Raw genomic sequence first — 12,124 nt, forward strand, 5'->3', positions numbered from 1 at the left:
TATCAATCAACATAGTTGAGTTACAAACTCACTCTATGTTCCTTTTGTATTTCGTCTTGCTTTAGCGAGATAAATTGAACGTCTCGTTTTTGCATTAAACCTGCAAGCGAAATACTGTTTAAAAAATCAGAAATTTGTTTACTTAAATCGCCCCATAAAGAATGGGTTAGGCAACGTGTACCACTTTGGCAGTTACCTTGTCCTTGACAACGAGTGGCATCTACAGATTCATCAACAGCATGCACGACCATGCCAACTGAGATATCGACGGCATCTAAACCTAAACGATAACCACCACCAGGTCCGCGGACACTCGACACCAAACCATTTTTACGTAACTTTGCGAAGAGTTGTTCAAGATAAGACAAAGAGATACCTTGTCTTTCAGAAATATCGGCTAAGGGCACGGGACCAGTAGCTGAGTGAATCGCAACATCCAGCATAGCTGTCACTGCATAGCGACCTTTTGATGTAAGTTTCATAACTTGTACTGCTCCCAAAAAGTATGCAGTAATTTCAACATACCCTAGTAATTTAGTCAAGTATTAATCCTACTAAAACACTCGGGTATTATGGTCTTGCTTATAACAAAAAGGTCCATATTTTCGCAGAGGGTATTTAACCTTTTTATGTCATAAAATTCAATGCCAACAGGATAATTAATCGCATTATCGGTCGATTTATTGACTTGAATCTACAATGACTTATTTATTTCTAAATACTAGGGTCGAACTTGTTAATGTCTTGTTTACGAATAGTGGCAGCTTTTCTAGAAGCATCATCAAATGCATCAACGTTCAACTCTGGTAATTTTTTGGTACACACCTCGCCACCCATAGATTGAATGGCACTACACACTTCTTGTACTTTTGAGTCCATTAAATGCATATGGTCCAGCATTTGACCAATAGCATTTGCTACTGGATCAGGATTATCTGGCGATACGGCATATGCATCAAAGCCATATTTTTTAGCCATCTCAGTGCGACGCTCAGTTTTCTCTTTTGATTGATTCGTCGGCGAAGACACCACTCGTCCAGGTATACCTACCACGGTATTATCACTGGCAACATCTTTAACAACGACAGAATTTGATCCCACGCGCGCGCCATCGTGCATAGTGATCGGCCCAAGTATCTTAGCCCCAGCACCAATGACCACATTATTACCTAAAGTTGGATGACGTTTACCTGGCTGCCAGGTAGTACCGCCTAAAGTAACGCTATGATAAAGCGTACAATCATCACCTATTTCAGCGGTTTCACCGATAACAACACCCATGCCATGGTCAATGAAAAAACGGCGACCAATGGTGGCGCCTGGATGTATTTCAACACCAGTTAACCAACGAGAAAATGTCGATAAACACCGCGCAGTAAAACGCCAGTTGGCGAGCCAAAGTTTATGACTTATACGATGGATCCAAATAGCATGCATACCAGGATAATTAAACAATATCTCGATAGTACTGTTTGCAGCAGGATCACGATGATAAATTGATTCTATATCTTCTTTTAACCTAGCGATAACGGCCATTATGTGTTCCTTACTACTAATCTATTTATCCATTTTCTTATCAATGGAGGTCAAAATACCCCGAAGAATATTCATCTCTTGTGCTTCAATACGTGCACGAGTATACAAACGACGAAGTTTAGTCATAACTTGTCCTGGATGATTTTTAATCACAAAACCAGTTTTAGACAAAGTAGACTCTAGGTGAATGAAGAAACGTTCTAGCTCATCAGTCAATGGATATGCATCTGTTTCAGCCGGAGTTTCAGTTTGTGCTAAATGGGCAACTCGGGTTTCATAACAAATAATCTGTACAGCTTGAGCAAGATTTAACGAACTGTATTCAGGATTAGCAGGAATCGCCACGTGATAAGTACACTTTTGTAACTCTTCATTGCTTAAACCATGATTTTCACGTCCAAATACGATGGCAACAGGGCCGTTTAAACTTTCTTGAGTCAATTTTTGACCCGCTTCACGGGGATCTAGCATAGGCCAATCTAATGTACGACTGCGTGCACTGGTTGCAATGACTAAACTACAGTCAGCAATGGCTTCTTCTAATGAGTCAACTCGAGTTAGATTCTTAAGAATATCTGACGCACCTGCTGCAAGCGCTATCGATTGTCCGTCTGGCTCAGTTCTTGGCTCAGCGAGATATAAATTAGATAATCCCATGGTTTTCATTGCTCTTGCTGTAGAGCCAATATTACCAGGGTGCGAGGTACCAACTAAAACAACACGAATATTACTGAGCATGTAGCACTTTCTTTTAACTAAAAATATTATCCGCATGTTAACACAATCATTAAAAATTACGTTATATGAAAATCTGCATTTGATATAACCCTCAAATAAAGTATAATGCGGGCGCTATTTTACTCGTTCTTTAACATCCAGGGGATTGCAATGCATCCGATGCTGACTATTGCCACGCGCGCTGCACGCGCTGCGGGCCAAACTATTATGCGCGCCTATACTGAACTTGACCGTGTTGAGGTAAGCAGTAAAGGTATTAATGATTTTGTGACTAGTGTAGATAAGGAAGCAGAAGCAACTATTACTTACCAAATTCGTAAATCGTATCCAGACCACACCATCATTGGTGAGGAAAACGGTGAAAACCGTGGCGATAATAAAGATTACATTTGGATAGTAGATCCTTTGGATGGCACCAACAACTTCGTTCGTGGCATACCTCATTTTGCAGTATCTATCGCACTTCAATATAAAGGCAAAATTGAAGTTGCCGTTATTTACGATCCTGTCCGTGAAGAGTTATTTTCAGCGGTTCGTGGTAAAGGCGCTAAGCTGAATGATTTCCGCATGCGTGTAACCAACGTCAATGATTTAACCAGCACTATGATTGGTACTGGTTTTCCATTCAAAGCACGTCAACACACAGAAACCTACATGGCTATTCTAGCGGAAGTATTTCCGTTGTGTGCTGATATCCGTCGTGGTGGTTCAGCTGCTCTAGATTTAGCTTATGTTGCTGCTGGTCGTTTAGATGGTTTCTTTGAAATTGGTCTTAAGCCATGGGACATTGCTGCGGGCGACTTAATTTGTCGTGAAGCTGGCGGCACTGTTACCGACTTTATGGGCGGACACAACTATATGGTTTCAGGAAACATTGTGGCTGGTAGTCCAAAAGTGACCACTCAATTGGTTAAGACCATGCGCCCTTTGCTTAATGAAGCCCTAAAACGTTAGTCGTTTTATCCTCATTGAGGTAATTGTTAATGTTAACAATTACTATCACAATTGATAAAAATCGCTAAAGCATGCTTTAGCGATTTTTTTATACCCTTATATTGTAATAGCTCCCCATACTTCTCATATTTTCCAACATTATGCCCCCAAGTTGTTACTGAAATTTCAGTGATATCCAAGCTTTACTATTCATAATCTCTAAATAAGCTATGACACATCTTGCAAAATCGAATCAGAACACTGGGAAAACATCCAAAAGTCATCAATAATGGTTTTTTAATTTTTTAAATGAAGATGACTATGCAATTATTACGCGGTTTAGGCCTAAAATCCTTAAAAAGTATTGAACACTTAGTATTATTTATTATTGCACTTGCGACAATATTTGCCATTGGTGAAGAAATTTTTCATATGATTGACATTCGCACAGTAGAACTAGCAGATTTACTCCTGTTGTTCATATACCTTGAAGTGTTAGCCATGGTCGTCAATTATATTGAGTCGGGTAAATTACCTATCCGTATGCCACTTTATATTGCGATTGTTGCATTGGCTCGATACTTGATTTTAGACATGAAAGGTATGGAAGATTGGCGTATTTTAGCCATCTCACTTTCAACAATAGTGCTCGCCAGTACTGTTATAGTGATCCGCTGGGGCCAATTGAAAATGCCTTACCCTAAAAACCAAGACTACGATAATTAATCACCTTAACTGCCACTCAACATACCGAGTATCGATGACTCAGCATTATAATGATAATTTTGTCTTGCTTAACAAAGCAGTTATGTTAAAAATTACTGAGAGTATAGAAAGGTAAATTTATAAGTTGATGTAAAACGTTAACACTCAACACTGAATGTTAACGACGACAAGAATGAGCTAAACAATAAAATATTGTTAAGCTAGCGGTAAATAGGCATCTGTAGTATTAATTATGAACAATTGCCAAACAACAGTTTAAGATGTCGATAGACGGATCATTTCAAGGAGAAACACGATGAGCCAAGAACTAGCTGGATTCGAAGAAAAACGCGGTTCGTTACGTGTAGATATGGAAGCCGAGCGGATCCGACTAGATTGGATTAATACACATGGTGAATCATGTATCGACCATGGTATCTGCATCGATCTTGCTCGCAAAGGGGTATTATTTGACTTTAAATCTACTTTTAAAGTAGGTGATTTGATAGCCTTAACCTTCAATGAAAATACCGACAAACAAAACACCATAAAAGGTCAAGTTTGCCGTTGCACCAAATGTTCACCTCATAGTTACCATATTGCTTTACAGCTAATTTAATTGATTATTTTATGCAGTCCCCTATGACTGTTCTATACTCAAGATAAAATAGTAATCATTATTTCGGTGCTATAAAACATCAGGAATCAAGGAACATAAAATGATATTGTTGGTTGGTGGAGAAAAGGGTGGTAGTGGTAAAAGCTGTTTAGCACAAAATATTGCTGTGCATATTAGCCAAAAATACGATGCAAATGTACTCATGGTTGATTGCGATCCACAACGAACCACATCTGACTGGATCCAAGCTCGCAATAATGATCCCAATCTAAAAGCCATCAATTGCATTCAACTTTATGGTAAAATCCGCAACGATTTGCTAAGCCTAAATGATCGATTTGACTATGTTATTGTTGATTGTGGAGGCCAAGATAACCTAGCAATGCGCGCCGCCATGTCTGTCGCAACCTATGTAGTACTGCCACTTCGTCCTAAGCGACGCGATCTTAAAACCTTACCTCATATGGAAGACATGCTCAGTACTTGTAAGATGGTCAATCCTAAAATGATTGCCGCCATCGTGATAACACAATGCCCTGCACTACCGTCTCAAGCTAAACGTATTTTAGAAGCTAAAGAAGTGGTTGAGTCTTTTGGTTTACGCGCACTCAATTCAGTAACATTTAGTCGCAATATCTATGATGACAGCGAAGAAAGCGGCTCTTCAGTACTTGAAATTGATCCGAGCGGTAAAGCGGCTGATGAAATTAGAGCCATTACCGATGAGCTTTTTGCCATCCCACCAGAAAATAGTTATGAGTTTAACTGATCTTAAACGTAAGAAACGCAAAGGTACCCAAGTAAAGGTATCTGTAGAAGACTTTATCGAAGATGCTAATAATTATGCGTCTGGTATAGGCACATCACATGATCAAGCCAATATCACATCAGCGACTCAAGAATTTTTAACAGGACTCGATAAAAAAAGTACCAAAATTTATCGTCATGCCACTTTTACACTAACCGAAAAAAGCATTTCACAATTAGATGAAATAGCCAAAACCAGTAAAGTGGCTAAATCCAAAATTCTCAGAATACTCATTGATGAGTTTTATCAGCAAAGTGGTGCTAAACAATCTGATTTATTGCGTAAAACGTCACGTTAACAACACTTTTATTTTAAAATCATTAAGATATGTCGGCATAAACTCTCCGCAATGATGCATAGTATTGAATGTATCCTTTTAAAGCCAAACCTCTTTGGGGTAGCGATACAGCTGATTATATTGACAATTTATCATGGTCGACTTACTACTGTTGATGGCTTTTAATATCATGCTGACATAGTATAATTTCATATTACAGTGTGTCTCTGGGAGCGAGACTTGACTGACCAATGAATTCTCTCTAATAAGAGTAAAAATATAATTTATATACCACAACCTTGATCAATCCAAAGAGAATATATGTCGTTAATATTACTGCTAACGCAACAAATGTGCGTCTACTTAGTGATTGTTTACTTAGTCAGTAAAACGCCATTGTTTAAACTTTTCGCTGAAACATCAAAACGCCTCCCTCATAAAGTCTTTATCTATCTGGTTTTTTCCTGCTTTTGTATTTTGGCCACTTACTTTGGTGAGCAAACATCTGGAGCCATTGCCAATACTCGCGCTATGGGTGCTGTGTTAGGCGGGTTGCTTGGTGGCCCAATCACTGGATTATTGGTTGGTTTAACGGGTGGATTACATCGTTATTCGATGGGCGGATTTACAGATATAGCCTGTGCCATATCAACCGCCTTGGAAGGATTATCGGCTGGAATAATCAGTTATTATTTTAATAAAATCGGCAAGTCAGAAATGACTTATCAGCCCATAGTCGTATTTGGGGTGACATTTATGGCTGAAATAATGCAGATGGCGATTATTTTACTCGTCGCTAAACCCTTTGACCAAGCTTGGGAACTGGTCAAATTAATCGCTCCACCTATGCTTCTGATTAACTCACTGGGCGCAGCAATGTTTATGAGCATCCTTCGCGACCAAAAAGCCATGTTTGATAAATTATCATCCAGCTTCTCAACCAAAGCGCTAAAAATAGCAGAGCGCAGTGTAGGCTTGCTTTCAAAAGGATTTGATGTCGAATCGAGTAAAAAGGTCGCTCAAATCGTTATCGAAGAAACTCAAGTCGGGTCTGTTGCTATTACTGATAGACATAAACTACTGGCATTTATCGGTATTGGGGACGATCATCATCTCACTAATACCCCCATTTCATCGCAAATCACACTTGATGCTATTGCACAAAATAAGGTGATGTTTGCCGATGGCGTCTACACCCCTTATACCTGCTCTATATCAGCTCATTGCAGATTAGGTTCAAGCTTAGTTATCCCACTGCGCAGTAATGATGAAGTCATTGGTACCATTAAATTATACGAACCTAAAAATAAATTATTTTTGAATATTAATCGCACCTTAGGTGAAGGGATAGCAAGATTACTTTCAAACCAAATTTTGTTTGGCCGGTTTGAACAACAAAAGAGTTTATTGATGCAGGCCGAAATAAAATTATTACAAGCCCAAGTCAATCCTCACTTTCTATTTAATGCGCTAAACACTATCAGCGCAATCATTAACCGTGATCCTCAGATGTCTAAAAAGTTATTACAGCAATTGTCTCAATTCCTACGGATTAATCTCACTCGAACCACTGGACTAGTTACCTTAGCCGATGAGTTGGAACATATTGATGCATACCTTGCCATTGAACATGCACGTTTTATTGACAAACTAAAGGTCAGTATTAGTATTCCAAAGATATATCATCACCTAAAAATGCCAGCATTTACCCTGCAACCTCTTATTGAAAATGCGGTTAAACATGGCACCTCACGAATGCTTGAAGCCGGTATGATTAGAGTTGAGGCTTCAATAGAAGGTGATGATTTGTTACTGAGTGTCACAGACAATGCTGGGTTGTATCACCCCTCAAAAAATACTGAAGGATTAGGCATGAACTTAGTCCATAAACGGTTGCAAAACTTATTTGGTGAACAATATGGCATTGAAGTCCAAAGCCAAGCTGATGAGTTTACTTGCGTACAAGTACGCATACCGTTAGAGGAGCAAGTCTCATGATTTCATGCTTAATTATTGACGATGAACCTTTTGCCCGCCAAGAAGTGGCTGACCTTCTCGAAAAACATCCAGATATTAAAATATTAGGGCAATGCAGTAACGCCATTGAAGCCCTACAACAAATTAACGTGTTAAAGCCTGATCTAATTTTTATTGATATTCAAATGCCGCGGATTAATGGCATGGAACTCATTGCCATGCTTAATCCCGAACAAGTGCCAAGAGCGGTGTTTATTACGGCTTTTGATGAGTATGCAATAAAAGCATTCGACAACAATGCCTTCGATTACTTACTTAAACCTATAGACGAAAAACGCTTTAACCAAACGCTAGAAAAAGTACGCGCAAATATGACGCCGCAACCAATGACACAAATACTGCCCGCACAACTAGCTCATTTGCCCTGTTACAGTGGCAATAAACTCAAAGTGGTTGCCACTGCGGATGTCGAATTTGTTGTCAGTGATGTTGGCGGTATTCATGTACACTCAAATAAAGGCAACAGCCACACCCAATTAACCCTTAAGGTGTTAGAACAAAAAACCGCTTTATTTCGTTGCCATAAACAATATTTACTAGCCCCAAGTGCAATTTGTGAAATTGAAATAACCGACACGGGCGCGAAAGTCACCACCCATAGCGGTGCTAATGTGCCAGTTTCACGTCGTTACCTCAAAGAATTAAAGCAGTTGCTTGGCTTTCAATAGCCCTGTTCAAAATAAACTCAGCGTGATTTCTACCACACTTGTCGAGTATGTCGCACCGCTCAAGTCAGCTATTTACCGCTTACCTTGCCTTTTTAACCTGTTACTCAGTTAGCCTGCTTTTCATATTGCCGATGTTTTAAAATGACCCCAATATAAAAATGGGGATATAAAAAATGACTTGGTTTCTACTCTGTGTTGGATTACTCATTTGCGGCTATTTTATTTATGGGGCCTTCGTCGAGAAAGTCTTTGGGATTAGCACCCAAAGACAAACACCTGCATACACTCATACAGACGGCGTCGACTTTGTGCCTATGTCTAAAGGTAAAGTGTATTTAATTCAATTACTCAATATTGCTGGTGTAGGTCCAATTTTTGGTCCAATTTTAGGTGCTCTATATGGCCCAGCCGCCATGCTATGGATTGTATTTGGCTGTGTTTTTGCTGGCGCCGTTCACGATTATTTCTCAGGAATGTTATCGGTACGAAACAATGGTCAATCAGTACCAAATTTGGCGGGTAAATACCTAGGTAAAAACGCCAAACACTTTATGAATTTTTTTGCGATTATTCTATTATTGTTAGTTGGCGTGGTATTTATCTCTGCTCCAGCAGGCTTACTCAGCAAATTAACCGGATTTGATGTTGCTATTTTTGTTGGCATTATTTTCTGTTATTACTTAATTGCGACCATAGTGCCAATCGATAAAATCATCGGTCGCTTCTATCCTTTCTTTGGCGCGTTGTTAGTATTCATGTCACTTGGTTTAACCATCGCATTAATGCTTTCAAGCGAACATACCATGTTACCGGGCTTTGAAATAGGTGACTTCTTTACCAACCTTAACTCTAACGATATGCCATTATGGCCTGCATTGTTCATCACGATTGCATGTGGTGCTGTATCTGGTTTTCATGCAACACAATCTCCACTCATGGCCCGTTGTGTTCAAAATGAATCAAATGGTCGTTTTGTGTTTTTTGGTGCAATGATTGGCGAAGGCGTTATCGCCTTAATCTGGTGTGCTATTGCATTGTCATACTTTGGTGGTGTAGAAGGTCTTAATGCAGGTATGGCTGGTAACCCTGCTAACGTAGTATACGAAGCATCTAACGGTCTGCTTGGTACATTTGGTGGTTTCTTAGCCATCCTTGGCGTGATTGTATTGCCTATCACATCTGGCGACACCGCATTTCGTTCAGCACGCTTAATCTTGGCAGAGTTCTTTAACATCAAACAAGTCGCGTTACCTAAGCGGTTACTGCTAGCGTTACCATTATTTGCTATCGGTGCAATGTTAACTCAAGTCGATTTTGGCATTATCTGGCGTTATTTTGGTGTCGCAAACCAAACCACTGCTGTATTGATGCTATGGACCGCGGCAGCTTACTTACTTCGCCATAATAAATTCCATTGGATTTGTACCGTCCCTGCTATGTTCATGACTTGTGTTGTTATTAGCTTTATGTTGAATTCATCAACATTAGGTGCAGGCTTACCTATGGTAGTGTCTACGGTAGCGGGTATGGTCACAACATTCATTATTGCAGCAATGATTATTATTAAAACCAAAGGCAAAGGTGACATTGATATTGATGATGACGAAGAAAAAGTTGAATTAGCAAATGAACTATAACCATTAATATTGGACAACAAACGGTAGCTTAAGCTGCCGTTTTTGTGTTGATATCACTTTGACAGCAATATGGGTATAATATTACCAAACTCAATTAGCTCGCACGGTCCATGACACAAGCAAACAACCCGCTTCACGGCATAAAACTGGAAACCATTGTTACCGAACTCGTTGAAAAGTACGGTTGGGAACAATTAGGATCTAGAATCAACATTCAATGTTTCAAAGACAATCCGAGTGTAAAATCAAGCTTGAAGTTTTTACGCAAAACACCTTGGGCTCGAGACAAAGTTGAATACTTGTATCTTAAAGCCAACAAATTACCATTACCGCCGCCAAAAGATAATTCTCGCAAACCGGCTGTCAGTCCAAAAGCCGTCACTGCCAGAAAAACACCCACAACCAAAGTCAGTGAGCAAAGCGATAAGCCAAGCAAACCCGTTAATGCTGATATTTGGGGGAATGGTTAACATCATATAACCAATGCGATAGAGCTAACAAATGAGTGTTGTTGTTGCAGCACTTATATGTAGCTTTTATAGTAATGTCAACGCGAAGCGCTACTAACAGAAATGTTAAAGTGGAAATTCGAAAATGATTCGCCACACCTTCAAGCCACCGCCAACCTGATAACTCAAGCCTAAGTGTTTTATTTCGACACTGTCCAAGCCAATAGCAGCAAAATTAATCGGTTTTGAAAATGCCAGAGTGGCGCCTATTTCATAGGTATATGAAGTGAGTACATCTTTGCCAACTGGGGTTACAAATTTAAGTTGGTTAAAATACCAATGTCCGGCAACAAACATCCGTGGTTCAACCCGCATATCATCCCATTGCCAATCATAATTAAAGCCAAAGTCGACACCACTTTTCAAAACAGAATACCCTTCGGTACTGTCGTTTTGATTACTTTTATAACCTGCATAGTAAACTCGATTAACCCATACAGGGCTATAATCAGCTGAGCCAAAGCGATACAAGGTCGACAAGCCAGTCGAAAAAATACCCACATGGCTATAAGTGGAGAAATTATGCCCGTAACCTAAGTCGACATAGGATTCGACCGTTAATTTATCGTCCACCAGCCAATGGTATTCAATCCCTGGTGTTAAGGTAATCGTACCAACATTTTTCGGTAAACTGCCACCGGGCAAATCATTAAATGAATAATCAAAAAAACCAAACGATGCGGTAAATCGCAGTTTTAATAAATGGTCAGCAGATTTTTCTAGCTCAAAGCCTAACGGCACATTTATCACCGCGGCACTTTGGCCTGAGGTACGGTAAATACCACTGCCTAAATAACTAGCAAAAGCATAATGGGAAGCATCGGGTTCACTGGTAAGCTCATCAGCAAATGCAGAGTGTGTTAGACAACTTAAGCATAAAATAGTCGCCACAGATAAACACAAGGCGGTTAACAAAGAAAATACAGCAGAAGGTTGGCAATGCAAACGTAAACAACGACACGATGATAAACCTAAAAGCCCAATTATTTGCCCTTGCTCCATCACCATACCGTTATTATTTCGTCAATTTATTCATCGTGAAAATGGTATTCCGACATCATATGACCTAGTTCAGTCGACTTAGTCTTTAAATATGATTCGTTATAACGGTTTTTACCCACTTGCAATGGAATACGTTCAACGACTTCAATACCAGCATCTTGCATAGCGGTGACTTTACGAGGATTGTTGGTCATCAACCTCACTTTAGTTACACCAATTTTCTCTAGCATTGGTAAAATCATATCGTACTTACGCATATCAGCTTCAAAACCTAACTGCAAATTGGCTTCGACCGTATTGGCACCAGCATCTTGTAACTCATAAGCTCGAATTTTATTGAGTAAGCCAATGCCTCGACCTTCTTGACGCAAGTACAACAAAAAGCCTTGACCTTTTTCTGCCACATTTTGCATTGCCGCTTGTAATTGAAAACCACAATCACAACGTAAACTAAATAACGCATCACCAGTCAAACATTCAGAATGAATACGACCTAGCATAGGTTGAGTAGGATCCAGCTGACCAAATGTCAACGCAACGTGTTCTTTACCTGTGGCGGTATCTTCAAAACCGTGCATAGCAAAAACACCCCAAGGAGTGGGTAACTTAGATGTTGCGATATATTTTATCGACATGAATTAACCTTACGACGACT

At 39.7% G+C, this 12,124-nt stretch carries 14 protein-coding genes; 9 read left to right on the plus strand and 5 right to left on the minus strand.

Annotation, left to right across the window (positions count from 1 at the left end; genetic code table 11):
* Nucleotides 1–20: 20 nt before the first annotated feature.
* The 3 genes from iscR to trmJ all read right to left on the minus strand — a co-directional run bounded on the left by iscR (nucleotide 21) and on the right by trmJ (nucleotide 2,274).
* Nucleotides 21–482 (minus strand): Fe-S cluster assembly transcriptional regulator IscR, encoded by a 462-nt coding sequence (iscR, locus tag FCN25_RS01430; protein WP_137221300.1) that lies wholly within the window; start codon nucleotides 480–482, stop codon nucleotides 21–23.
* A gap of 232 nt (nucleotides 483–714) precedes the next feature.
* Entirely contained in the window at nucleotides 715–1,536 is an 822-nt protein-coding gene (gene cysE / locus FCN25_RS01435; protein WP_137221302.1) for a serine O-acetyltransferase, read from the minus strand.
* 21 nt (nucleotides 1,537–1,557) lie between these two features.
* Nucleotides 1,558–2,274 carry a tRNA (cytosine(32)/uridine(32)-2'-O)-methyltransferase TrmJ gene (gene trmJ / locus FCN25_RS01440; RefSeq protein WP_137221304.1) on the minus strand — a complete coding sequence of 239 codons (717 nt, stop codon included), beginning with the start codon at nucleotides 2,272–2,274 and terminating at the stop codon, nucleotides 1,558–1,560.
* A gap of 150 nt (nucleotides 2,275–2,424) precedes the next feature.
* Between trmJ and suhB the strand changes: the two genes are divergently transcribed.
* The 9 genes from suhB (at nucleotide 2,425) to FCN25_RS01485 (ending at nucleotide 10,428) form a co-directional block, all read left to right on the plus strand.
* The gene (suhB, locus tag FCN25_RS01445; RefSeq protein ID WP_137221306.1) at nucleotides 2,425–3,228 is read left to right on the plus strand and encodes an inositol-1-monophosphatase; all 804 of its coding nucleotides are present in this window, start codon (nucleotides 2,425–2,427) and stop codon (nucleotides 3,226–3,228) included.
* A gap of 300 nt (nucleotides 3,229–3,528) precedes the next feature.
* The gene (locus FCN25_RS01450; RefSeq protein WP_137221308.1) at nucleotides 3,529–3,933 is read left to right on the plus strand and encodes a phosphate-starvation-inducible protein PsiE; all 405 of its coding nucleotides are present in this window, start codon (nucleotides 3,529–3,531) and stop codon (nucleotides 3,931–3,933) included.
* Nucleotides 3,934–4,228: 295 nt separating this feature from the next.
* Nucleotides 4,229–4,531 carry a PilZ domain-containing protein gene (locus FCN25_RS01455; RefSeq protein ID WP_137221310.1) on the plus strand — a complete coding sequence of 101 codons (303 nt, stop codon included), beginning with the start codon at nucleotides 4,229–4,231 and terminating at the stop codon, nucleotides 4,529–4,531.
* 100 nt (nucleotides 4,532–4,631) lie between these two features.
* Complete coding sequence (locus FCN25_RS01460; protein ID WP_137221312.1) at nucleotides 4,632–5,300, plus strand: AAA family ATPase; 669 nt, start codon at nucleotides 4,632–4,634, stop codon at nucleotides 5,298–5,300.
* Complete coding sequence (locus tag FCN25_RS01465) at nucleotides 5,287–5,637, plus strand: replication protein RepA (RefSeq protein WP_137221314.1); 351 nt, start codon at nucleotides 5,287–5,289, stop codon at nucleotides 5,635–5,637. The genes FCN25_RS01460 and FCN25_RS01465 overlap by 14 nt, the downstream gene beginning before the upstream one ends.
* 300 nt (nucleotides 5,638–5,937) lie before the next feature.
* A complete protein-coding gene (locus FCN25_RS01470) occupies nucleotides 5,938–7,614 on the plus strand; it encodes a sensor histidine kinase (protein WP_137221316.1) in 1,677 nt (558 codons plus the stop codon).
* On the plus strand, nucleotides 7,611–8,321 hold the full coding sequence (btsR, locus tag FCN25_RS01475) for a two-component system response regulator BtsR (RefSeq protein WP_137221318.1): 711 nt from the start codon (nucleotides 7,611–7,613) through the stop codon (nucleotides 8,319–8,321). Before FCN25_RS01470 ends, btsR begins: the two co-directional genes overlap by 4 nt.
* A gap of 173 nt (nucleotides 8,322–8,494) precedes the next feature.
* Entirely contained in the window at nucleotides 8,495–9,958 is a 1,464-nt protein-coding gene (locus FCN25_RS01480) for a carbon starvation protein A (protein ID WP_137221320.1), read from the plus strand.
* A 110-nt stretch (nucleotides 9,959–10,068) separates the two neighbouring features.
* Nucleotides 10,069–10,428 carry a VF530 family DNA-binding protein gene (locus tag FCN25_RS01485; RefSeq protein WP_137221322.1) on the plus strand — a complete coding sequence of 120 codons (360 nt, stop codon included), beginning with the start codon at nucleotides 10,069–10,071 and terminating at the stop codon, nucleotides 10,426–10,428.
* 105 nt (nucleotides 10,429–10,533) lie between these two features.
* Here FCN25_RS01485 and FCN25_RS01490 read toward each other — a convergent pair whose 3' ends face one another.
* Nucleotides 10,534–11,469, minus strand: a complete 936-nt coding sequence (locus tag FCN25_RS01490; protein WP_254693707.1) for a hypothetical protein — start codon at nucleotides 11,467–11,469, stop codon at nucleotides 10,534–10,536.
* A gap of 26 nt (nucleotides 11,470–11,495) precedes the next feature.
* Nucleotides 11,496–12,104: a GTP cyclohydrolase II gene (gene ribA, locus FCN25_RS01495; protein ID WP_137221326.1), complete on the minus strand. Its 609-nt coding sequence runs from the start codon at nucleotides 12,102–12,104 to the stop codon at nucleotides 11,496–11,498.
* Nucleotides 12,105–12,124: the final 20 nt, after the last annotated feature.

It is taken from the genome of Shewanella sp. MEBiC00475, from assembly GCF_005234075.1.
Lineage (GTDB): Bacteria > Pseudomonadota > Gammaproteobacteria > Enterobacterales > Shewanellaceae > Shewanella > Shewanella polaris.